This is a genomic window from Mycoplasma sp. 4013, assembly GCF_054353875.1.
Genome location: NZ_JBTHHK010000003.1, coordinates 36,379 through 62,310 on the forward strand (window position 1 = coordinate 36,379; position 25,932 = coordinate 62,310).

The following is a 25,932-nucleotide window of genomic DNA, read 5'->3' on the forward strand; positions in this document are numbered from 1 at the left end:
ATAAATATAATAATATTATTAACATACTTATTCACAAGTTATATATATAAAAAATACCTTTTCCCACCTTTACAAAGGAGAAAAAGGTAGATTACAATTAGTTATTCAGATGTATAAAAATATTCTACTTCTGCTTTTTGCATTATATATGTATCAATATTTTTAATAACATCTTCATATATTATAAGAATGTTGCGATTCTTTGCTAATGTAACTAATGAAAACACTTCTAAGAAGATGTTATTGTTTAAATGAATTTTTTTTGATATATCCTTTCCTATTACAATAGCTTTTAATTTAACATCGTTTATTATATTAAATAAATTTTTGTCAATTGTATTAACATATAATGTTGTTGCAATACGCTTTTTTAAATTTTCCGATATTTTCTGTTTAAGTTTTGGAACATCAAATATATTTTTTTCGCTATATACTAGTGGGATTGGTGATTCTTGTGTTATAAAAAAATTATCTTGCAAAAAAACTTCCTGAGAAATTTTAAATAACTTATTTTTTGATTTTTTTGTCAATTTTTGCGATAAAAAATCATTTCATTTTGGTTGGAAAATAAAGTTTAAGTAAGGGTTATTTTTAAATAATATAAAATTTTTATTGTTTTCAAAATTATTTTTGCATTTTAATTCTGCTACTGATAATCTTGTGACATCATTGGAATTATATTTTAATATTTTGTGTTTGCTAATATTAAAATTTTCATCTAAATTATTATTAATAAATAAATATTGCGATAAATCTGTTTTAAATTTCAAAAACTCTTTATCTTTTTCAATTAGTTTTTTATTAAGAAATTCATTGTATGAATCTGGTTTTGCAATAATGTTATATAATGAAAATTTTAAAATTTCTTCTACTGCTGATATTTGATTTAGCGAATCAATTTTACGTTCAAATACCGTTGCTGCAAGTAATATTTGTGTATATAATGATAATTCATTGATGTTTTTTACTTTATTAATATAATGCTCTATTTTAGTTAAAAAATTCTTTTTTATAAGAAAATAAATCATTCCATCTTTATTAAAAAAGTATGATTTCTTTATATTAAAATTAAATAAATAACCAATATTACTTAAATCTGTATCATTTATATGATTTGAAATTAAGGTATGTGGTTTTAAAGCAAAACCCAAAACTATATATGAACCGAGTCTTATATTTGTTTTTTCTTCATATGAATTATTTATGATATTTAATGGTTTGTTTTCTCTAAAATTTGTTCATTTAATCTGACAAAAAAATTCACCTTTTTGGTTGTTTGTAACTTGCATATGATAAGGTTTTTTGTGAGTAAAATTTCTATCAAATCTAAAAATAAGTTTGTCAATAAAACTAAAGTCATTACGAATTTTATTATTTATAAAAACCTGTAAATCTTGCAACGAAAAATTATTATTTTGATTTTCTAAGATAACTTCTATCTCGCTTATACTCTCTGAATCAAAATATTCTAAAAATTTTTTTAATGGTATATACTTATACATTTTAAAATCACTTTTTTTAGAATCAAAAATTGTTGATAGAAAATAAAACCTTGGATTTAATCGTATTACTCGCTTATTGTTATAATCAATTTTAAACAAAATAACACCAGATGCACTTCGGCGATATAGATAAAAAATAGCCAAAGCAAAAACAACTATGATAATTAAAATTAAAATTGCACAAATAATAGCTAAAATAATTCAAAGCAGCATCTTATCTCTCTTTTAAAATCCGAATAGAATGATGGGTTTTATTTAACGTTCGCGTTTCTCCATCTTTAAATTTTATCACAGCGTCATTGTTATCACCTAAATCAACTACTTCACCTTCACCGAACATTGTATGCGAAATTTTATCCCCTATAATCATTTTTGAATTAATTGATTTGATTTCATCTTCGTTTGTAATGCTTAAATCTAATCCGTAGTTTGAGCCGGCAATCAACGAATCTTGCACATTAATTCCTATTTCATTTACAAACTGAGATGGTTCCTTATCTAAATTTGTTCCGATTATTTTGCCTCGTGATGAACTTATAAATAATTTCTTTTTTGCCCTTGTTACAGCAACATATGCTAATCTGCGTTCTTCTTCAAGCATCTCTTCATCAAGGATTTTGTTATCTTTATCATACAATCTTTGAGTCGGAAAAACTCCTTTAGTAAGCCCGACTAAAAAGATGTTATCATATTCTAATCCTTTAGCTGAATGGATAGTCATCAAAGTAACAAAATTGGTATTACCATCTGAATCATCATTTACAGATAAGAAATTAATATAATTTAAATAATCTTCAATTGTTTTATCTGGATTTTTCTTTTCCCAAATCGCAATTGAGTTAATTAATTCATTAACATTTTCTTCGGCAGTTCCGCGTAGATTTTTGTTTTTTTCAATAAATTTAAAATATTGTATTTCTTTTAAGAAAAACTCAATGACTTGTGCTATTTTTGCTTTTGGTTTAATCAAGGCTTTATGATATCTGGCAATTAAACCGATAAAACCTTTAATTTTTTCCGAAACATAACGATGTTCCTTAATAAATCTACTTCAGTTTTTCATCAATGCTGTTAAGGTACTGTTTTCATTAGTTGAATCAACAAAATGTTTAATGATTTGAAGATTTTTTTCACCTAAACCACGATTTGGAACATTAATAATCCGCTGCATTGATAACTCATGACCGTTAAAGATTACTCTTAAAAATGCAACTGTGTCTTTGACCTCACTACGTTGATAAAACTTAGTCCCATTCATAATCCGATGTGGAATTCCTTCTTCAATAAGGATTTGTTCAAAAGCACGTGAATAAAAGTTAGAACGATACAAAATAGCAATCGATTTAAGTTGATTTTTCTCTTTTTTAAGTAAGTTTATCTCATTTACAACTCATCGAGCTTCTGCTTCTTCGTTGAAACTATGCATATATTTAATATTTACTCCCGATTCATTATCAGTAACTAAATCTTTATTAAAACGAATTTTATTATGCTTAATTAACTTATTAGCAGCATCTAAAATCTTCTTTGTAGAACGATAATTAACATCCAAAACAACTGTTTTAGCATTTGGAAAATCTTTGTTAAAATTTAAAATTAAATTAACATCTGCTCCTCGTCAATTATATATAGTTTGATCTGGATCACCTACAATTGTTATATGTGTATGTGGTGTAATAATGCTCTTAATAATTTGATATTGCAGCACCGATGTATCCTGAAACTCATCAATTAAAATATAATCATATTTATTCTTATATTTTATTAAAACATCGGGACGTAATGTAAATAAATTATTAGTTTGTAAAATTAAATCATCAAAATCTAATGCTCCATTTTGCGCTAAATAATTAGTATATTGTACATAAATTTTGTTTAAAATACTTTTTTCACCTTCTTCTTTATATAAATCAGAAATGTTTTTATTAAAGTTTTTTATGTGAGAAATATGTTGCAATGCACTTTTATAACTTACTTCATTTGTTGTAATATCAAATTCTTTGTATATTTTTGCTAGAACTTGTTCTTTATCAGCTTCATCGATAATAATAAAATTATTTTTGTATCCTAATAAATGAATTTCTTTTTTCAAAATACCAGCACAAAAGGAGTGAAATGTCATAATGTTAAGCTTATCTTTGCTTTCATTACAGTATTTTTGAATTCTACCCGACATCTCTTGTGCAGCCTTGTTAGTAAAGGTTACAGCTAGGATTTTACTTGGAGAAATTCCATATGCATTGATTAAATAGGATACCTTTCGAGTAAGTACCTTAGTTTTCCCTGTTCCGGCTCCTGCTATAATACGTAAAGGGGTATCGAAATATTTAACTGCCTGTGCTTGATGTTCATTAAGATCAGCAAGCAAATTAATCTTCTTATTTATATTCATATGCTTCCTTTATGGTAAGTTAAATTGATCACTACGATATATTTGTCTTCATTGATAGCGAAATGGTTCTAATATATATTGATTGTTTGAAGTTGCTTCAATTTGTTTATTAAAAACCACTCTTGAGTTAGTTAAAAAATCAGTTAATGAAAGTCTTTTTTTTCAAAAAACTAATAAAAAATAATTAGCAAATTTAGTAAAACCAAGTATAGAAAATAAGGTAGTGCTAACTTTAATAGCAATATTATTCTTGATACTTTCATTGAGTTGTGGGATTTTTTTATCTGTAACTTTTATATCAGATGGATAAATGGTCGCAAGAAAAAATAAAAAAATAAATGATATAAAAAATGCAGCAATAATATTTCTCTTTAAGAGCATTTTTATCTTAAATACTTTACTGTGGGTGTCAATTACTTTACATTTAAAAATATATTCACCGAACATTTTTCCTTTTGTTAGTCAAGGGAAAAAGAAATAATATAAATTTGATCAAAATATTGCGATAACAAATGCTAAATAGTAATTTAAAGCATTTATTTTTTCTTTTATAACTGAATTATGTGAAAATCCTCAAAAGATTAAATAAATAACTATTGCATAAATAATAAAATTTATTAAATCGATTGTAAATCTTCTTAAAAAATTAACATTTTGATACATTATTCTAATGCTGACAAAATAGGTATTTTGCGAAGTTTCTTGCTATCAGATAAAATCAGTGAAGCTTCAGTTGATGCTTTTCTTATATATGGATTTGATGAATCGTAATTATTTGCACAAAATTGGTTTTCTAACTTCGTTAATAACTCAAAATGTTTATCAAGTAAAAATTTACTTCTTTTTTCTTTAATTATACTTCTTTCATTAAAGAAAATTGTACGATACATTAAAGAAGTACCAGTTAAAAATCCAGTTAAAAGCAACTTAATAAAATAGGATTTAGCATATATAAATTCTTCAGCACATCTATCTTCAATTGGTTTATTTAGCATTCATTTTTCTATTCCATTAAAACTACCAAGGAAATATTTGGTATTAAATCAAATATCAGAATCAAAATATTCACGATATATTCTGTAATCTAAATACATATAAGTTTTTGCTTCTAATAATAAAATATAATTTATTTCAATACACATTTTAGTATCATAATTGTTTGCAGGAATATAATTTATTACCTTTTTTACTAGTTGTTTTTTGAAAATTTTATTAAAAATAAAAGGGAAAGCATATGCAATTACTGATTTATTTTTGCTAATTAAAACAGACTTATCAATTTGTTGTCGAAGTTTTGGTTTTCAACTAATAGAACCAATTATTCTTGGTTTAAGTTCTAATATATCAACATCATAAAATTTTGCTTGATTGACTATTTCAGAAACATAATTTTTCTTTAGATGACTTTTGCTATTTATTACAGCGATAAAATCACCATTAGCGAGTTTAAAAGCACTAAGTAAGTTATACTGATATGAATTAATTTTACTGTTATATATAACAATTAAGCGTTCTTTAAAGAAGTCGTAATATTCACTAATTACCTTCACAACTTGTGCTTCTTCATTGCTATGATTAAGGCATAAAATAACCTCAAAATCCTGGTTATCTTGTTCAACTAAATCTTTTAAATATTTTTTAACATCTTTTTTATATTTATTATCAAGCGAAATCAATGAAAGCTTCATTTGAACTCCTTATTTACTATAACATTAATTTTATCATATTTATGCATAAATTCATTAAAAATGACCTTTCAAACTGTGAAAAGTCATTTTTATTTATAATCGTTAATCCCATTGAAGACTTGCTCTTCTGTTTTATTAACTTCTCAATAACCACATGCATCACGATTGATTTTAATTCTTTGATGTATTTGTTCAAAGAATACAAAAAATCTTGTTGTAACAAATAAACTTGATATAAGTAATATTAATAATCCAAGCAACATAAAGACACCAAATCATAGGTTTGTTGTTTTATTAAGAGCTATTAAAATGATTAAAGTGATCATTATTATTATGAGCAGATAAATAAACTTAGTAATCGATTTGCTAATTACATCGTTTATAACTAACTTAACATCCGTTTTTGACAAACTGTGTTGATGGTATCTATGTCGAATTACTTCTTTGATGTTAGCAAATAAATTAGTTGTAATATAAATATATATTGATTCCAAGATTAAGAATGCTACTAGAACATAATTATTTAATGGTACTCTAGTAATGAATAAAATTGCATATAGACTTAAAAACAATAAGATAAATCCTAACAAACCTGCTACAGCATATGTGATACCAATTCGGATAATATAGTAAATTACAATTAATGCAGAGAAAATAGCAAATAAAATAATTGAAATAACTAATGATTTGCTGAGTTCTTTGTTAGAAAGTTTGATAAAATCAATTTTTAAACTTACATCGGTTGCACCTTTTATTATTTTTTGAATCTGGATAATTTCTTGACCCGATAAATTTTGCTTAGATGTTGCAATGATGCTATAGTAATCATAATTTGAATTTCTTGCTATGTTATATACTATGTTATAAGATTTCAGTTCTGAATTTTCATTTAGTTTATTTACTAATTCTTTTGCAATTGAGTTGGATAAACCTAAATGCGAATTATTATAATTATCAGTAATAAAAAACATTGTTCCACGACCTGCATTTGTATCAATGCTAAATGATGCTAATGTATTTTTATAAACTGTAGATAAAGCAATAAAAACAATTAATCCAACTACTATTATAATGAAAATAAAAATAATTAAGTAATTAGATGTTTTTATTCAATTAACTTTTGAAAAGTTTGATTTAGGTAATGTGTCTGTTTTTCGATAAATTCCATAAATTCAATTCTTTTTTTCAAAACCATTATTTATTATAAATTCAAGAGTATATTTATTAAATATTAAAACAACAAAAACTAAAAAGACTGAAGCGATTACATATATTACCGAAGCAATATTAAATGTGTTTTGTCCAAGGAAATAGGTAAATATACCAAGTATTAGGATTAAAATATTCGTATCAACAATCGACCTAACTGAATCGCGATATGAATTTTTGATTGCTTTTTTCTGAGTATCTCCTTTTTTTATCCGATGCTTCATTCGATCAAAAAGTAAAATACTAGTATCCAAAAAGAATCAATAACTAGAAATAACAAAAATAAAGGTGTATGGTGAATATTCCCCTCGTAATGCTGTAAAGATTAATAATGTTAGGAAAATATATAACGCTGCAGAAATAGTGTTTAATGCTCCTAAAATACCATAATTAACTATCATAAAGATAGAAAGAACTACAAAAATAGTAATTGCAGCAATCATTGTATAAAACATTGTAGAATTATCAATTTCTTGATGAGCATATACACTTGAAACAAGATCTAATTTATAATCATCAAGTGCAAAATTAATCTCATTTGCCAAATCTGTAGCTTGATTATTTGTATAATTATTTGATAGACGAATTGGTTGTCCGTTTTGGTTAATCAATAAACTACCGATAAAATATTTTTTAAGGTTTTCTTTAATCAAGTTATCTTTTTGTGCATTTGGTTCCCTAACACGTTCATTAACATGTACATAATTTCAAAGATTTTTGTTTGCTTTTTGTCAACCTGATGCATCATTTTTTGCAATTAATTCTAAATCCTTATAATTAAGTCAAAAAAGCATATGTTTATCTTTCGATCTTAATACACCCTCAGTTGCTTGTGCCCATTCTGAATTTTCTGAAACAGCAATAGATATAAAGTTTGAATTATCAAAATTTGAAGGTGTATAACTAGCACCATCTTTTTTAAATGGTGGGAATAATTTATCATAATCAGCAGTATCTAAACTAAGATTAGAATTATATTTACCTTCTAAGAATAATGGTCTTAAATCAGAATCCGTAATTAATAAACTTGGTTTATCTACCAATTGATGTTCAAATTTTGATTTTTCATCATCGTTAAAATTTCCGCTTTTATTTACCAACAAATAACCATCGGATAATGTTGTAACATTGCTACCACTAATTCTCTTTGCAATATCTACATTAACTTTCTCTGTTTCAGAAGCATTTGCTAAATTACCATTATATTTCACCGATATAACAGTTTTAATCCCATTAGTGTAATCTATGGATGTGTTCGATGATTTACCAATATAAAAAATGCTACCAAACACAATCGTAATGATTGCAGAAATGAGCATAAAAATACTTATTATGGATCTAAAAAATTTGTTTGAAAATAATAATTTTTTCATATTATTCATAAATATAATATACCACAATTTATGGTTTTTTTTAGTAAGATTTAGTATTTGTTATAATATTTTTTGTGAAATTAAGTAATCAATCCCTTTAGATGTAATTCTCCTTCCTCGTGAACTTTTTTCAATTAAATTAAGATAAAGCAAAATCGGTTCAATTTCAGTTAGGATATCGCCTTTTTCTCGAATAGTTAGACCTGAAATAGTGTTTAATGACACACTATTTTGATCAAAACCATCCTTTAGAATTTCTAAATACTGAATATGTTCGTTTGTTAATCCGTATTTATAAATTTCCAAACCTCTTAAAGTTTTCTTAGTAATCTTTTTATCAATAATACCATTATTATGAGAGATAGCAAAATCGTGAACACGTTGAATGATGTGATTTGCAATTCTAGGTGTTAACCTTGAATATTCACATAAAATTTCTAAAATTTCAGTTGCAACTTTTATATTCAATTTGGTACATGTATTCTCAAGAATTCGTATAATATCATCTTTTGTGTAATTAATAATTCTACCAATATAGCCAAAACGATCCTTAAGTGGTTGGATTATTTCATTAATTTTAGTAGTTGCTCCAATCAAAGTGAATGGTTTTATCTTCATACGCATCGATCGAGAATTACCATCTACACCTATGATTAAGTCAAAAACAAAATCTTCCATTGCATTATATAAAAATTCAATCACTGCTTTATTAATACTATGGATTTCATCAATAAATAATATATCTCCTTCGTTAATTACAGAAAGCATACTGATTAAATCAGATTTCTTCTCAATATTTGCTCCCTGAACATAATGAATGCTTTTGCCATATTCATTTGCTATAATTGTAGCTAATGTTGTTTTACCCATACCGGGTGAACCATAAAAAAGTATATGTGGAAGTACTTTGTCTTGGACTTTTGAACTTTCTATAATTGTTTTTAGTGTATTTTTTAAATGATTTTGTCCTATAAAATCATCAAAATTTTGAGGTCTAAGCTCTAATTTCTCCATCTTTATTTCCAGTAATTAAACCAATGCTTTCTTCAAGCATCTTATCAAAGTCTTTTTTCTCAGTAATATTTAAAAGCGCATAATCAATTTGTTTTTTCTTGAATCCTAATGTTGATAATGTGTTTGATAATTCATTAATCATTGCAGTTGATTCAGAATTAGTTTGAATGCTTTTATCAACCATTTTTCTTCATTTATCACCTAATTCTAAGCATATAAGTCGTGCTGTTTTTTCACTTACAAATTGACATTTTGCAATTTCTTCTCAATTATTTTGTGCAATTGCATTTGCTATTAATTCTCAACCTTTATCTAAGATGATAATCGCTACTTTTGGTCCTACTTTATCTACATTTAGTAAATCCATAAATAGGATTCTTTCTTTAAATTCCTTAAACCCATAGAAATTATGTAGATAATCTGTTGAATGTTCATAAATGTATATTTTCAATTTTTGTCCTAATTCAAAGCGATTTATACTTGGAACAGTTACAATGTAGCCATCTCCTTTGTTTTCAAATATCAAGTTATTTTTATTTTTGTGAACTATTTCACCAATTTTATAAAGTATCATTTTTTCCTCCACAATATATATAAAAAAAGAACTAATTACAAACTAAAAAAGGCGAAAAAAAATAGCAAATGCTACTATTTCTGAATTCTGTCACTTTGTGCAACATAGTGTTTAACTTTTACACCTTTGTAAAAACCACAATTTCAGCATACAACATGTTGTTCAATTGCTTCTGAACAGTTACTGCATTTTACTAAATTAGGTAATGTTAAAGCACTGTGTGTTTGTCTTTTGTGTTTACGTTGTTTAGATGTTTTACGTTTTGGTACAATAGCCATGGTTTTCCTCCTTTGTGGTTTTTTTTTAATAAAAATTATCTTAATAATTGAAAGCTTTTTAATTATATTAAAAAAGATTATAAATAGAAATAAAAAATTATGTTTTTTATCTAATGAAATTTATACTTAATAGATTCTTTCAAAAACATTAACTTTTACTTTTTTAACTATATTACAGTTGTAAAAATACAACTGGAAGATAATTATAGTTAGTATTTTAATGTATCTTGATATAAATCGTAAAACATCCCTGAGACAACGGGTTGGTTTTTATAAAATAAAGTTTTATAATCTTGTGAAATAAACACATAATTTCGGGTTTGAATATCTTTGATTTTTGTTAATATTTTGGCTGGATAATGAAAATGCCTAGATAATGGTATCTTGTAAAAATAATCTGACTTTTTCTGCTGCATATCATAATCTTTTGCATAAACAAATATTCCGTTGCTTCGGAAATTAAGTTGTGTGTTCTCTCTTTTATCTAGTATTTTATGATATAAAAGATTGCTCTTTCCTAATTTATTATTATAATCACGATATTTTTTTAAGTCTTTTTGCATTCTTTTAAAGGTAAAAAATGAATTCGTGTATAAAAACAAATCAATTCCAAAAAGCACCAATAAAGTTATCATAACTGCATTAAAAGTATCGTATGAATTTGTGTTAATCTTTTGTTTTAACAGTATAAATAAGAGCAAAATAGAAATAAACGAAATTACACTGATTATTGTTATAAAAATTAGAATTTTAATATATAATTTAATTCTTTGATACAAGAAATCAAAAACTTTGTTATCAATCTTTGCTTTAGCATTCTTAAGTCGATATAAACTAAAACTAATATAATCTGATACAAATTTGTTATAAGGTATCAGAAATCAAATCATCGAATAAATTATACCTATCATATTCTTCCTTAATCTTTTTGTTTTTATAATTATATCATTTGATATAAATTCACTAAATTTTTGATATTTTTAGTCTAATTACTTTTATTTTATAAATCTTATGATATAAATATTAATAATTATTATTCTTATTTACAAAATTATAATATTTCCTTAAAAATAGCTTATCAAATTAATGCAGGAGCATAAATGAACAATACTATTCCTACTAAAATTTTAGGTTTAGGTGGTTTACTTGAAATAGGTAAATCTACCCTTATAATAGAATATTTAAATCATATTTTTATCATTGATTCAGGAATTAAATTCGCTGATACTTATAATACTGGTATCAAAGGGATTGTACCTAGATATGAATATTTAAAGCAATCTAATAAAATAATTGAAGGTGTTTTTATCACTCATGGGCATGAAGATCATATTGGTGGAGTTGTATATTTAGCAAAACAAGTTAATATTAAAAAAATCTTTGCCCCAAGAATTGCAATTCAATATTTAAAATTAAAATTTGATGAACATAAAATTAATAAAAATATCGAATTTATCGAGATAAATAAATCAGATGTACATTACTTTGATAATAATTGTAAAGTTGATTTTTGAACTGCACAACACTCAATTCCAGATGCTTTTGGTATCAGAATTACAACTCCAAATGGTTCAATAATGTGTACTGGAGATTTTCGTTTTGATTATACTCCAATTGGTAATTACACAGATTTTGCCCGCCTCGATGAAATCGGAAAACAAGGACTTACAGCACTTTTATCCGATTCTACTAATGCAATGCGTCCTAATCACTCACCAAGTGAAAGTGATATTTTGACTGACATTGAACGTATTATTACTGATGCAAAACACAAAATTGTTGTTACAACTTTTGCATCAAACCTTACAAGAGTTAAAGTTATTATCGAACTAGCTCAAAAGTTAGGTAGAAAGGTCATTACATTTGGAAGATCAATGATACAAGGAGTGAAAATTGGCCGCAAGTTAGGTTATATAAATGTTAACGATGATGTTTTAATCGATAAAAAACAACTTGCAAGCACACCTAATAAGGATTTACTAATTTTAACCACCGGATCACAAGGAGAACAATTAGCAGCTTTATCAAGGATGAGTTATGGTAAACATGCTACTATAAAAATAACCAAAGGTGATGTAATTATATTTTCCTCAAGTCCAATTCCTGGAAATCGTATGGTTGTAGAATTACTTATTAACCGACTTTATAAACTAGGAGCAATAATCAAAGAAAATGGTATTGATGGTTATTTACATACGTCTGGTCATGCATATCAATGAGAGCATGACAAAATTTTTAGACTAACTAAACCCAAATACTTTCTTCCTTATCATGGTGAATACCGAATGTGTGTTGCACATGGAAAAACAGCCATATCAAATGGTATAAATCCAAAGAATGTTTTGATTTTAGAAAAAGGTGATGTATATCATATGTTGAATCAAAATATCTATAAAACCAATGAGAAAGTTGATTTTGGACCAGTTTATATTGATGGTAATAAAGTATTAACAATTAATGCAAATATTATTAAACAAAGGGAGATGCTGAAAGAATCTGGTTTTGTAAATATAGTATTTTTAATAGATAAAGAAAAAAATATGATTATTGGTAGACCTAATATTATCACTCGTGGAAGTTTCTTTGTTAAAACATCCAAAGAATTAGTAGATGAAGCTCGACGTATTAGTCACGGAGCAATCTTACATCAAATCAAAAACTCGAATAATTGAACCACCAAGGATTTAGAAAAAGTTATTATCGATAGATTATCTAATTTGTTTTATAAAGAAAAACGTCGTAAACCAATTATTATTCCTACAATTATATTTACCGAAGAAACAGCTGATGAAAGGATAAAAGAATGTAAAATTAATTTTACTAATTCTAAATCAGATACACAACTTTGCCATATCGAAAACAAAACACAGATAATAAAAAACAACAAAAAACAAAAACAAATGCTTGATGATTTAAAGCAAGAAATTTTTGGTGATGTTTGTGCAGATGATGATCATGACGAAGATGATGAAATTTAAAATAACAAGGTTTTCTTGTTATTTTATCTTGGAGTTGGACTAAAAGATTAATAACCAATTATATTAATCTTTTTCGCAATTCTTTATGTTTATCAATATTTATTTTTATATTTTTTAGAATTTTTAAATCAAATATTTGATTAATTTATTCTAACATTAATATTTTTTTTGTAAAACTAGGAAATCATTTGCTTGTTTATAATTCATTTCTCCATCAAATAGCACTTCATTATCTTTTGGAACAAAAAATACTTCATAAACTAGACTTGCCTTTTGTTCAGAAGCATTTGGTATACTAAAAAAATCATATTTTGAAAAATTGAAATTAAAGGTTCGTTGACTTACATATGAAATATGGACTTTATTATTCTTCTCCTTATTTATCACTAGATGATTAGGAAAATTTCAGTTTAATATTTGACCAAGTGATTTACTTATATGAACTATGAGTTTATTTTTTCTCAAAACATTCTCTATTTTCTTCCCAGATAAAAATAATTCTTCAAAATTATTTTTTATATTTAATGGAGTTAAATTAGATGACTGTTCTTTTGCTGTATTTAATAGTGGTAGAAGAATTTTTTGATTAAATTCTTCTGTTGTGTTAATTATCAATGGCTGCTTTGTTTGCTCGATATTAGATAATGATCGATTTGTTAAATCTCCTAAAAATAATATTTTTTTAGAATTTATACTTTGTTTTATCTGAATATTATTTATCAGATTTGTTAAACTTTCAAACGATTCACGAACTATAAAATCTGTAAATTTATAATTAAGTTCATAATACAATCTTTTTTTTAACACTTTTTGTTGTGTTTTATCAAGTTCAGTTATTGTGTAATCTTTGTTTTTTGGTATTTTTAACACAGTAAATATAGGTAAGTAAGGTGAAAGAGCAGTTCAAACAGGTAAATCCATACCTGTAGTTGTTTTTAGTATACTTACTTTGTTGCTGCTGATATGATCAAAAATTAGATATTCTAAATATTCAGTGCCAAATAAATCACCATCTTGATATATAAGGATATTATTATCATTTAATACATTTTCTAAGCTTTGGTTATTTAAAAAATCTTTTTCAAAAATTTGCAAAATATCATTGTCCGACAATAATTTTTGCATATGAAATTTTTGGTATGTTTGATTGATAACATTTATAACAGTATCATTAAATTCGGATTTAGATTTAATTAATGTAGGCTTGCTAAAATAAATCGGAGTAGTTGAAATCTTATTTTTATCTATAAATTGATCAAAAAGCTCAGAATTATTCATAACAATTCCTTGTTGAACTTGCTTAAGTCGTAGCAAATCCATTAAATATGGTGTATCAGTAGAAACAGTTTCTGAATAATCTTTTTTATTTGAACATGAAACTGCAATAGCAGTGAATATTGGTGTAGAGATAAGTAGTGATTTTAATAATTTACTCTTGAATGACATATGTAAACGCTAAAACATCATCAACAGAATTTTCAAACAAAGCTGATTTTCATTTCTTCACTACTAATCTATATTCACCATCTTCTGTTGTATGATATTCTATTAATTCATCATTTGATGAAATAGACTTAGAAGATGCTACTGTTATTCAACCTTGAATTTTATCATATTTTTCTAAATACAAATCATAATCAGAAAACTTTTCTGATTGTCTATTCAATACCACTTTATGTTTTAATCAATCATTAGAACGATGCTTAATGCTTCATTTTTCACTTTCCTTATTTAATCTGTCAACTTCAATAGAATTAGCAACTATTCCACCAATAGGTCCTAAAAATCATCATCAATTAACATTAGGATTATATGCTGGTTGATTTTCTTTGTTTTTTAATAAACCTGCATTAAACATCCATGATAAAGATGCTTTTATTGTTTTTCCTTTTGAAGTAAAAAAAGAATTAGTAGATTTTATTACACCAGCTGAATTATTATATTTAACTGTTGCATAATTAATATGATTTGATGCTTTTATCATATTTTCATAATCAGGAATTCCGGCTCCATATTTATTTGAAAAACCGCTAGTCTTTATTTTTTGATCACTATCATTTGTTGAAACAGCAGATGCACTAAGGATGCTTTTTAATGCTTGTATTCTATATAAATCATTGTCTAATAAAGGTTTTTCTCGTAATAATGTTGATAGCATACCCGCAACAACAGGAGATGAAAAACTTGTTCCTTGTCAGGTTTGTCCGTTAGCTAATGTATATGAGCCTGGTGCAGCTATAAAAGGCTTAGCTATATCACCGTGACTCGAATCAATTAAAACATTAGAATATGATGCTATTTTATTATCTTTTATGTTATCGTTTAAATTTTTATCTAGTGCACCAACAACTATTGAATTATATGATAAACCAAATTGATTTATTCACTTCATCATTTTCTGATTATCATTTCCATTTCCAGCTGAAATTACATTCAATACACCATATTTTCTTGATAAATAATCAAGAATATAACTTTCTTCATCATAATACTTATATTTTTCTTCATTAAAACTTCCGTAACTGTGATTTATGATTTTTATTTTTTTGTCAATTACCATTTCTTCTAATCTTGTTTGTCAATCAGAATTTGTATTATAAAATGATGAAAAATATATGCTAGCTTTTTTGTCAAAACCTTCTTTTCCTGCTGCTATTATTGTCGAAATTAAACCATGATCATTGTTCACATTATATTCGTTAAGTATTTCAACTTTGTTTTTGTCGAAATTATTAGTTTTTCATTTTTGTAGTGCTCTATTTGCTTCCAAAATACCTATTTTATTTAAATTATATCCACCATGACTATTAAGATCTTTTTCGTTTTGTTTTAGAAAATTAACGGTTTTATAAACATCATTTATATTCTTAATATCATAATTATGGTGATTATAATAAGATCCACCACCTAATATTCTAGTATCAATTTCACTAAATTTTGTCATCAGCATCATATTTGATTCTGGATTATTTTTATACAATATAAATCTATTTACTTGTTTGTTATCCTTTATTTTTGAAATAAATTCTTTGCGATCTGTTTCGCTTTTGAAATAAAATCATACAATAGGTGATATTCTGCTAATAACAGAATTTAAAAAATCTATTTTCAACATTTTCATATGCTCAAGAAATTTTTGATTTTCTGTTTTTATAAAATCTTCATCATTGATTTGATTTTGATTTTTGTAATTATGATTTAATAGAACCTTTAATTCAAAATGATTATCAGGTTGTGGTGTTGAAGAATTAATACTATAATTTCTAGCAAAAGATTCTCTTATTTGTAGTTTTGGATTTGTTGAATTTTCATATCATTGAACATTAGTTACATTCCTTGGTGTTGATACAATGGTTATAGGAAAAACAACAGTAGATGCTATACCTAGTACACATAAGAACTTTCTTTTATGTTTCATTATGCTCCTTTTTTAATTTTAAATTGATAAGGCATTTTTTCTTATAACAAAACAATTAAATACCATATAAGATTTTCATCCTTTTTTAACCTTATCTATAATTATATTAGCATAAAAAGTAAAATTACAAAATTTTTTATATTCGTTAAAAAAACCAAGAAAATTTCGCTTCCTGTTTTTATTCTTTTTAACTATAAATTATCAGATGTTAATTCATCATACCTAGATCATTTGCTGACAAAAAATGTTTTGTTTTAGAAAATCAGGATTAGTTTCACAAACACTAAAAATGAAAATAGACAATGCAAAGGAGATAATAAAGCAGGAATCATTAAAAATAACAAAAAAACACAAAAAATGCTTAATTATTTGAGATAAGAAATTTTTGTTGATGTTTGCTCCGCTGATGACTATGGCGAAGATGATGAAATTTAAAATAACAAGGTTTTCTTGTTATTTTATCTTTGCTTTACCAAAAAGTCATTAGTTTCTTTAAAATTTAACACACCTTTAAATTTAATACTATAATCATTTGGTGCTTGAAAAACTTCTAAAATGAGATTTACTTTAACATCACTTGCTTCCTTATTTTGATCATCACTTCTTCTTGAATTAAATTCAAACACTCTTTCTGATATTTTAGCTAATGTCATTTCCTTATTTCTGCTATTAATATAATATTTAATTGTTTGATACGGATAAGTAAAATGATATATATTACCTTTTTCTTTTATAATACGAATATATAAATTATTATTAGTAAGTATATCTGAAAGGTCTTTTGCTTTTAAATATTGAGATTGAAAAATATTTTTAATTTCTTGTTTAGACAGATTAAGATGTAAGTTTTGTGAAATATTATATATATTGTCTAAAAACTGATTGTTAAATTCTGATTCATTAGTTATTTTCAGATACTCAGTAGTTGATGGTATTAGAGCAAGTATATCATTTGTTAACTCACCTAAAAATTCTACAGGTTTATATATTATATCTTGCCTAATTTGCGCTTTATTTATAAGTAACTTTATGTCAATTTGTTTGTCCCCTAGAATAAAATCGTCTTTTTTGTAATGCAATTCATTAGATAAATTGTTAATATACTGATCTATTTGGTCATTAGGAAATTCTTTAATTTCATAATCCTTGTTTTTAGGTAACTTAAAGATTGTAAATATCTTTCTTGTATAATAAATATAAAGGTGTTTAACATCTAAATAATAACCAGGTAGAATTTTAAAAATTTTGATTTTCCCCATATCATTTTCCGCATCATAAACAAGATAATCTAGATAAGATGGGATTTGATACGGGGTTTGCTCATAAATTAAAATATTTTGTGTTTTTAATATATCATCTATGTTTTTAGCATCTAAAAAATCATCTTCAAATGTTTTTGTTATTTCTTCATCACTCATAGATTTATTTAAGTTATATTTTTGGTAAAGTTCATTAACCTTACCTACAACATTCTTAATAAACTCATCTTTTGTTTTAATTAAAAGTGGTTGATTAAAATAATTAACAGCACTTCATTGATCTTTTTTGTAAGGAATAAATTGGTCAAAAATTTGTGAATTATTTAGTTTAATATCTTGTGATTGTTGTTTTAATCTTAGTAAATTTATTGAATATCCAAGGTTACGTTCGGTTTGTTGAGTTTCTGAATTTTTATTATCGTGTTTTGAAGTTGAACATGCAGATGCAATAATAGTAATAATAGGTGTAGTACCGAAAATAAATTTAAATAGTTTATTTTTGAACAACATATGTATATGCTAAAATATCATCCACTGAGTTATCAAATAAAGCTGATTTATATTTCCTTACTACTAATCTATATTCTCCTGAACCATCTGATTTATATTCAATTAATTCATCATTAGATGTTGAAGATTCAGATCTTGCAACTTCAACTCAACCTTTATTATACTCATACTTTTCTAAGATAAAATCATAATCTGAAAATTTCATTTTTTGTTTTTTTAATACTTCATCTGTTTTTAATCAATCTGATTTGTGGTGGGTTTTTTCTCATTCTGATGTCTCTCTTTTTACACGATCTGACTCTACTTTGTTAGCTATTAAACCACCGATTGGACCTAAAAATCACCATCAATTTACATTTGAATTGTATTTTGGTTTATTTTCAAGATTCTTTAATAAACCTGCATTAAACATTCATGATAACGATGCTTTTAATATTTGGCCTGAATTTAAATAAATCGAATTTGATCTTTTAAGAATATCATTAGTATCGGATGAATTGATCTTTAATATACTTAAATTATCTGCGGCTATTTTCATATTTTCAAAGTCAGGTATACCTGATCCATATAAATTGCTAAAACCATTAGATTTATTGAGTTGTTTCGGATCGTTTGTTGATATAGCAGAAGCACTAAGGATACTTTTTAAAGCAGGTATTCTAGTTTCATCTTTATCTAATATTAATTTTTTCTCTCTTAATAATGTAGATAATAATCCAGTTATAACTGGTGCAGAAAAACTTGTTCCATTTTTTTCTTCATATAATTCAAACGTTCCAGGTGCAGTTATAAATGGTTTTGCAACATCACCATTACTTGGGTCAATTAATATATTCGAGTATGATGCAATTCGGTTGTCTTTTATATTTGCTTCTAAATTCTTATTTAATGCACCTACAACAATTGAATTGTAAGATAATGAATATTTATTTATTCAATTCATTCCTCTGCCATCATTACCATTTCCAGCAGAAAATACATTTACAACACCATATTTTCGAGAAAGATAATCAACTATATAACTTTCTTCACCGTAAAGTTTTTCTCTTAAATTAAGACCACTTCCGTAACTATGGTTAATAACTCTAATACCTTTATCTATAATTAAATCTTCAAGTCTTTTTTGTCAGTCGCTATTTTTGCCATCAAAAGATGTAAAATAAATACTTGCTTTCTTATCAAAACCTTCCTTGCCACCTACAATAGATGAAACAATAATACCGTGATCATCTACATCTTCTTTTGTCTCTGTATATTGATTCAAAACGTACTTATTATTTTTGAAAAAATTATATGTAGTCGAATAATTAAGTTGTCCTCTATATTCCATAACACCTACATTATTTTGATTGTAACTGGTATGACTATTTAGATCTTTTTGATTTTGTTTTTCAAAATTTACTGTTTTATAAATTTGATATTTATTTTTGATTTCATATCTGAAAAGATCATCTCTGTATGAATAATAATTATCAGGAGATTCATAAATTTCTTTTACAGGTATTTTGATATTTGTTATATCATTTTTATAAAGAATAAATCTATTAACCTGATTATCTTTATTTAATTTATGTATAAATTCTTTACGATTATCTTCATTTTGAAAATAAAATCATACTATCGGTGAGATTCTGCTTGAAGTAGAACTCAGAAATTTTAATCCTATTTTTTTAACATAATTAATAAAATTTTGGTTTTGTTCTTTTATATATTTTTCATCATTAATTTGTAAGTTGGTTAAATATTTATGATTTAATAAAACTTTTAACTCATAATCATTATTTATTTGTTCAACACTTGAATTAAGATTATAATTTTTACCAAACGAATCTCTAACTTCTAACTTTAGATCATTTGCTTTTTCATATCATTGGATGTTTTTATTTGTATTTGGTGTTGATACGATTGCAATAGGTAAGACAATAGTCGATGTCATACCTAATGCTCATAAAAATTTTCTTCTATTTTTCATTTTACTCCTTTTATTTTGATTGATAACATTATTTAACTATTTTATTTAATATATTTTTTATAAAGGCAAGATTCCACTCCACCTAATATATTATTTCTTTTAATATTATTTTTGTTTTACTAAAAAATCATTGGTTTCTTTAAAGTTTAATATACCTTCAAATTCCACACTATAATCCTTTGGTATTTGAATAACTTCATAAATTAAATTTGATTTAATATCATCAAGTCAAAGTAGATTATATAGATATAACCTGCTTGAATTAAAACTAAATATTCTATCTGAAATTTCTGCTAATACAACTTCTTTGTTATTAGTTTGATATTTAATGGTTTGATACGGATAGGTTCAATGATATATATCGCTTTTTTTCATTTATAATACATATTTTAATACTAAAACATCAACTAAATTTTTAAATTGAGTTGATTTGTTTATATCTATTAAGTCTTTTTTTAATCTTATTTACTATATCATTGATTAATTTATTAAATATTGATAAATATAATTTATTATTAACATCATATAAATTTAGATACTTTAATATCCTCGGTTTATAATCTCAATTGTTTATAAATTTTGATATCAGTTTATTTTCAATAACCATTTTACTCCATTTTTTAATTTTAAATTGATAAGGTAGGTTTTATTATATTTAATTATTTACCTTAATAAGATTTCATCCTTTTTTAACCTTATCTATAATTATAATAACATAAAAAAGTGAAATTACAAAATTTTTTATATTTGTTATTAAAAAAAACCAAGAAATTTTACTTCTCGGTTTTTTTGCTAATGAACTATAAATTATCAGATGTTAATTCATCATACCTTGATCAGTTGGTAACAAAAAATGTTTTATTTCTAACCATTTCATTATCTTTATCAAACAATTGATAATTTTCGCTTTTAGGAACACTGATAAACAAAGCAATTGGACGATGTGAATTACGAACATTTTCGCTGTTAGGCATAAATCAATTAATAAGATATACTTTCTTTAAAATACTATCTAAATTAAAACTATAAGCATCGATATTCCTTGCATAATTATCTGTAAAATAATAATATACATTGTTATTATGCAGTAAATTTTCTAAGCTTCTATTTGCTACTAATTGAGCATATTCTTTAATTCGACCTACTTGATAAGAATTTAAATTATTAAAAACTATATCATCAATATTTGAAAGAGTACCAATTTTTTGAAAATTTTCTTTTATAGCTTCATATTTTTTGTATTCATTAACACTTGCTTCATCTTTTGATGTAGATAAACGATAAAAATCGTGTTTTTTATTAAGTTCATTTTTGTTTAAAAGTGATATATATTCATTTTCCTTTTGAAAATAAATTGCAGGATGATATTCATTAAAGAATGATAAATTATCAAAATTCTTTTTGCTTTGTGATCTAACTGCTTGCGAAAAATTACGAACTAAACTTTCGAATCTTTTCACTTCAGATGCAGAAAGAATTTTATCTAAATCAGACTGATCTCTTCCTTCGTTTTTTGCTTTATCATATGCTTTATATTTTGTAAGATTATTATTAAAGAATTCGTTATTTTCAGTTCTGATTTTCTTTTGTAAATCTAATACAGATTGAACAGGTGAAATTTTATCATTTTTACTTGGGGTTTGTTTATCAGTTCCACCAACCTTAATTTTTTCATCGTTAATTTTCCGATAACTACATGAAATAGCAGCCGATGTTGTTATTAAAGGCAATAAAGAACCACCTGAAACCAAAATTTTTCTAACACTTTTTTTCATAATTATTTAATGTTTTTTAAACATTGCTCCATAATTGATATATATCTATATTATAGTCTTTTTTAGCAATTCAAACATTCTTATAATTTTTCTGGTATATAAATATTTCTAGATAAAAAATAAATATGTTAATTTTTCACATATTTATACTTTAAATCAATTTTTATTTAATTCTTACTTCTTCATAGAATTCTAAAACATCATCTTCTTGGATATCATTAAAATCTTTTATATGTGTACCAAAGTCTTTACCTTTTACAACTTCTTTTGCATCATTTAATTCACGACGTAAAGTTTCTAGTTGTCCTTCGTGAATTATTTTTCCTTTACGATATACTTTTACCTTACATTTTTCGCGAACCACACCAGCATCCATCATACATCCTGCAATCTTTCCTACTTTTGAATAAAAGAAAACCTTGATAATATGTGCTTCACCGATCTTGCAATCTTCATAAATTGGTGCTTTTAATTCATCTAAAATACTTTGACAATCTTGAATTATCTTATAAATTACATTATGCTCAATAATACTAATATTTTGTGCCTGAGCATTTTGTTTCATATTTGATGGTGTTTTTAGGTTAAACACGAAGATTATAGCATTTGATGCTTGTGCTAGTAATAAATCATTTCCGCTTACAAACCCTGCAGATGCAGCAATAACCTTTATAATTGCTTCATCATTTTCAAGCCCATTTATTTGTCCTTTGATAGCTTCAGAAGTCCCGTGAACATCTGATTTAATTATAATATTTATTATTTTTTTACCATCTGAATTTGCATTTACTAATGATTTATCATGCAATAAATTCATTTTATCAGAAAAAGCCTTTTCGTTAGCTAATTTCTTTGCAAATTTTTCATCACTAAATCCAATAAATTTATCACCAGCATCAGGGGCATAATTTAATCCTGTTATAATTGCCGGCATACCTGGATAAACTTTTTTAATAGGGTGTCCGTTTGTATCAGTTAAAGAACGAATCCTTCCATATTTAGAGCCAGCAACAATAAAGTCACCTTTATATAATGTTCCATTTTCAATTACTATTGTAGAAACTGCACCAGCACCTTTATCAACACGTGATTCGATAACTGTTCCAATTGGATATCGTTTTGGATTAGCTTTTAAATCTAAAAGTTCAGCAAGTAAGGTTATTTCATCAAATAATTGAGTTAAACCATCACCGTTTATCGCTGATCCATAAACTATTTGAGTGTCTCCACCGTATTCATTGATTACAACTTCATTATCTGCTAACTCTCCCTTCAAACGATCTAAATCCTTGTTAGGCTTATCCATTTTATTGACAAAAACAATAATAGGAACATTAGCTGCCTTTGCATGTTGAATCGCTTCTTTGGTTTGAGGCATTACACCATCGTCTGCTGCAACAACTAAAATAATAATATCAGTAATTTTCGCTCCACGAGCACGCATTTTAGTAAATGCTTCATGCCCTGGAGTATCTAAGAAAGTTATTTTTGCATTCTTATGTTCAATTTGATATGCTCCGGTATGTTGGGTAATCCCACTTGATTCGGTTGCGACAATATTCGATCGTCTTATTTTATCTATTAGGGTGGTTTTTCCATGATCAACATGACCCATCACTGTAATAATTGGACTACGATGAATTAAATCTTCTGGTTTATCTTCAAAATTTACTTCATCTAAAAAGTTTGATCCATCAACATTTGTTTCTTTTTGAAAGTCTAAATTATTTTCTAAACAAATTTCACCAATTTCTTCTTCGGATAAAATGTGATTAAGATTATACATTTTACCTTGTAAAAAGAATTTTTTGATTATGTCGTTTGCATTAATACGAGTAATTTTAGCAAAATCTCCGATAGTCATTTTACCTGTAAAAATAAACACTCCATCTTTTACTTCAGTTTTTGCTGTTTGTAGTTGTTGCTTTATTTCAGCAACATTACTAATCCGATGTGTTTTCTTTGACATTGATCACCTCCTGAATTTGTGATTCCAAGTCATCGTAAGTTTCATTAGTGACATTGGTACGAAAGGTACGATTTAATGCTTTAGTTCTTCTTATTTTATTCCAATTTTCAAAAGATGGAATAAAATAAGCACCTCTTCCTTTCATATTTTGATTTTTATCTAAAATAACTGTATTTGCTTTGCGATTAAAATCAAAACGCAACATTTCCTTAACATTTACTATTTGGTTAGTCGCGATACATTTACGATTAAAGTTTTTAAGATTCTCATTCATCATCTAAATCATCAAAATTAATATCTGTATCTAAGCCATAGTTCATTAAATCATTATCAACTTTAAAGTCTTTAATCTTCTTGTATTCAGTAATAACTTTTTTCTCTTTTTTAATTTGGTTTTTATTATTAAATTCTTTTGGTTTATCACTACTTTGCATACTATTTTGAAATTCTTCTATTTCTTCTTCTGCTGCAAAGTTAATATCAAATGATGAATTAATATCATCTACAAAATCATAATTATTTAACTCGCTATCAGATTGAATTTGGTTATCAACTTTTTCAAATAAATCATCAAACATACTTTCACTAGATTGTTTAATTTTATCATTTGTTTTTTGTAATTTATTTTTTTGTTGTGAATCAATAGTTTCCGATGTATTTTGTTTAGCAATTAATGAATCGCTAGACTGCATACGCATTGAACTATAAAAGTCTGCTACATCTTTATCAAAATCATCCATTGAAATATTGATATCTTTAAGATATTGATTTGGTTTTGATTTTCTTGGTTTTTTATTTGTGTTAAATAACGATTTTTCTCTTGGAACAAATGTCTTTTTAACTTCTTTTAATTTAAATGGTATTTTTAGTTGCATCGCTTTTTCAACATCAACAACTTCTATTTTGGTTTCAGTTAATTTTGATGCTAAGTCAATATTTAATGCACTGCGCCCAATTGCTGTTTTAAATTCTTCTTTTTCAACTATAGCATAGGCTTTTTGAGTTTTCTTGTGCAAAACAACATCAATTACTTTAGCAGGCGATAATGCATTTTTAACATATTCTAATTTATTTGCAGATCACCTTATAATATCTATTTTTTCTTTAATAATATCAGATACAGCAATGATGCGTTTGGCTCCCTCACCAAAAATTGAACCAACAATATCGTAGTTAAAGTTACGATTTGGATTAACTCTTACAGCAACCTTAGAACGAATTCCTGGTATTCTTTGCACCTTAACAATTTCGATATCTCCGCTACCTATTTCAGATATCTGAGTTTTTAAAGTTTCTTGGACTTGGTTTGGATCAATCATCGAAACTTCTAAAACATTGAGATTATTTTCTAAATTAATACCTTCTAATGTAACCTGTATATCTGAACCAGGATGTATCGGTTCAGAACGATTTAATTTATGTTTCGATAAGTAAGCTTTATATAAGCGATTATCTTCTAAGATTTCCACTAAAAATCCACCACGAACCATAGTTGATAAAACCTTAGCATGAAATTTTTGACCAATTTTATTAGCAAAAATATTGCTTATACGTTCTTTATCAACAAATTTTAACTCACTGCGAAACCCGTTTTCTATAGCAGCACGATGTTTTTTACTGATTCAACCAAAATCTCAAATTATATCAACTGTATCACCTGAATGAATATTCGGATTTAAAATTTTCGCTTCTTTAATATGAATAAATAATAATCTCTGTAAATCTGGTTCACTATTTTTCTCATTTATTTCTTCAAAAACAATTTCATCTGAATCATCTACTACTATAATATTATGCTTGATTAATGTGATAGTCTTATCTTCGTGATTAACTATAAAATCAATTTCTGCATCAGGATCTATATCTTTTGTTATAACTTTTAATGTTTCTTCTTTAAAGATATTTAAAATGGTATCAAAGTCAAAATTTTTAGATTCTGCATATGAGTTAATCATTTGATATAACTGATTTTTTTCATTTATTCTTTTGTCAATAACAATATTTTTATTTTCTGCCATATG

The 25,932-nt window shown here is 25.6% G+C and carries 19 protein-coding genes; 1 reads left to right on the top strand and 18 read right to left on the bottom strand.

Translation table 4 applies throughout. The annotated features are described in order from the left end of the window. Positions 1-101: 101 nt before the first annotated feature. The 9 genes from ACXYRO_RS01535 to ACXYRO_RS01575 all read right to left on the bottom strand — a co-directional run bounded on the left by ACXYRO_RS01535 (position 102) and on the right by ACXYRO_RS01575 (position 10,941). Complete coding sequence (locus ACXYRO_RS01535) at positions 102-1,715, bottom strand: MHO_4530 family protein (protein WP_458614107.1); 1,614 nt, start codon at positions 1,713-1,715, stop codon at positions 102-104. 1 nt (position 1,716) lies between these two features. Further along, positions 1,717-3,894 (bottom strand): ATP-dependent helicase, encoded by a 2,178-nt coding sequence (locus tag ACXYRO_RS01540; RefSeq protein WP_458607250.1) that lies wholly within the window; start codon positions 3,892-3,894, stop codon positions 1,717-1,719. A gap of 9 nt (positions 3,895-3,903) precedes the next feature. Continuing rightward, the gene (locus ACXYRO_RS01545) at positions 3,904-4,557 is read right to left on the bottom strand and encodes an RDD family protein (protein WP_458614108.1); all 654 of its coding nucleotides are present in this window, start codon (positions 4,555-4,557) and stop codon (positions 3,904-3,906) included. Beyond that, positions 4,557-5,582 carry a glycosyltransferase gene (locus ACXYRO_RS01550; protein ID WP_458614109.1) on the bottom strand — a complete coding sequence of 342 codons (1,026 nt, stop codon included), beginning with the start codon at positions 5,580-5,582 and terminating at the stop codon, positions 4,557-4,559. Before ACXYRO_RS01550 ends, ACXYRO_RS01545 begins: the two co-directional genes overlap by 1 nt. Positions 5,583-5,671: 89 nt before the next feature. Next, complete coding sequence (gene secDF / locus ACXYRO_RS01555; protein WP_458614110.1) at positions 5,672-8,110, bottom strand: protein translocase subunit SecDF; 2,439 nt, start codon at positions 8,108-8,110, stop codon at positions 5,672-5,674. Between the two features lie 114 nt (positions 8,111-8,224). Continuing rightward, positions 8,225-9,178, bottom strand: a complete 954-nt coding sequence (gene ruvB, locus ACXYRO_RS01560) for a Holliday junction branch migration DNA helicase RuvB (protein WP_458614111.1) — start codon at positions 9,176-9,178, stop codon at positions 8,225-8,227. Next, a complete protein-coding gene (ruvA, locus tag ACXYRO_RS01565; protein WP_435128490.1) occupies positions 9,159-9,752 on the bottom strand; it encodes a Holliday junction branch migration protein RuvA in 594 nt (197 codons plus the stop codon). The genes ruvB and ruvA overlap by 20 nt, the downstream gene beginning before the upstream one ends. 74 nt (positions 9,753-9,826) lie before the next feature. Then, positions 9,827-10,030, bottom strand: a complete 204-nt coding sequence (gene rpmF, locus ACXYRO_RS01570; RefSeq protein ID WP_435128492.1) for a 50S ribosomal protein L32 — start codon at positions 10,028-10,030, stop codon at positions 9,827-9,829. Between the two features lie 209 nt (positions 10,031-10,239). Then, complete coding sequence (locus tag ACXYRO_RS01575; RefSeq protein WP_458607255.1) at positions 10,240-10,941, bottom strand: hypothetical protein; 702 nt, start codon at positions 10,939-10,941, stop codon at positions 10,240-10,242. A gap of 189 nt (positions 10,942-11,130) precedes the next feature. Between ACXYRO_RS01575 and ACXYRO_RS01580 the strand changes: the two genes are divergently transcribed. Beyond that, positions 11,131-13,008 (top strand): ribonuclease J, encoded by a 1,878-nt coding sequence (locus tag ACXYRO_RS01580; RefSeq protein ID WP_458614112.1) that lies wholly within the window; start codon positions 11,131-11,133, stop codon positions 13,006-13,008. A gap of 156 nt (positions 13,009-13,164) precedes the next feature. Here ACXYRO_RS01580 and ACXYRO_RS01585 read toward each other — a convergent pair whose 3' ends face one another. The 9 genes from ACXYRO_RS01585 to ACXYRO_RS01625 all read right to left on the bottom strand — a co-directional run bounded on the left by ACXYRO_RS01585 (position 13,165) and on the right by ACXYRO_RS01625 (position 25,929). Further along, positions 13,165-14,454: a hypothetical protein gene (locus ACXYRO_RS01585; RefSeq protein WP_458597488.1), complete on the bottom strand. Its 1,290-nt coding sequence runs from the start codon at positions 14,452-14,454 to the stop codon at positions 13,165-13,167. Next, complete coding sequence (locus ACXYRO_RS01590) at positions 14,438-16,426, bottom strand: S8 family serine peptidase (RefSeq protein ID WP_458614113.1); 1,989 nt, start codon at positions 16,424-16,426, stop codon at positions 14,438-14,440. Before ACXYRO_RS01590 ends, ACXYRO_RS01585 begins: the two co-directional genes overlap by 17 nt. A 458-nt stretch (positions 16,427-16,884) precedes the next feature. Next, positions 16,885-18,195 (bottom strand): hypothetical protein, encoded by a 1,311-nt coding sequence (locus ACXYRO_RS01595; protein ID WP_458614114.1) that lies wholly within the window; start codon positions 18,193-18,195, stop codon positions 16,885-16,887. After that, a complete protein-coding gene (locus tag ACXYRO_RS01600; protein ID WP_458614115.1) occupies positions 18,179-20,167 on the bottom strand; it encodes a S8 family serine peptidase in 1,989 nt (662 codons plus the stop codon). The genes ACXYRO_RS01595 and ACXYRO_RS01600 overlap by 17 nt, the downstream gene beginning before the upstream one ends. 105 nt (positions 20,168-20,272) lie before the next feature. Beyond that, positions 20,273-20,542, bottom strand: a complete 270-nt coding sequence (locus ACXYRO_RS01605) for a hypothetical protein (protein WP_458607261.1) — start codon at positions 20,540-20,542, stop codon at positions 20,273-20,275. A gap of 425 nt (positions 20,543-20,967) precedes the next feature. Further along, on the bottom strand, positions 20,968-21,942 hold the full coding sequence (locus ACXYRO_RS01610) for a hypothetical protein (RefSeq protein ID WP_458614116.1): 975 nt from the start codon (positions 21,940-21,942) through the stop codon (positions 20,968-20,970). A gap of 163 nt (positions 21,943-22,105) precedes the next feature. After that, positions 22,106-23,911, bottom strand: coding sequence for a translation initiation factor IF-2 (infB, locus tag ACXYRO_RS01615; protein ID WP_458607263.1), 1,806 nt, complete (start codon positions 23,909-23,911; stop codon positions 22,106-22,108). Then, positions 23,886-24,188, bottom strand: coding sequence for a YlxR family protein (locus tag ACXYRO_RS01620; RefSeq protein ID WP_458597499.1), 303 nt, complete (start codon positions 24,186-24,188; stop codon positions 23,886-23,888). The genes infB and ACXYRO_RS01620 overlap by 26 nt, the downstream gene beginning before the upstream one ends. After that, a complete protein-coding gene (locus ACXYRO_RS01625) occupies positions 24,169-25,929 on the bottom strand; it encodes a NusA N-terminal domain-containing protein (protein WP_458614117.1) in 1,761 nt (586 codons plus the stop codon). Before ACXYRO_RS01625 ends, ACXYRO_RS01620 begins: the two co-directional genes overlap by 20 nt. Positions 25,930-25,932 lie beyond the last annotated feature (3 nt).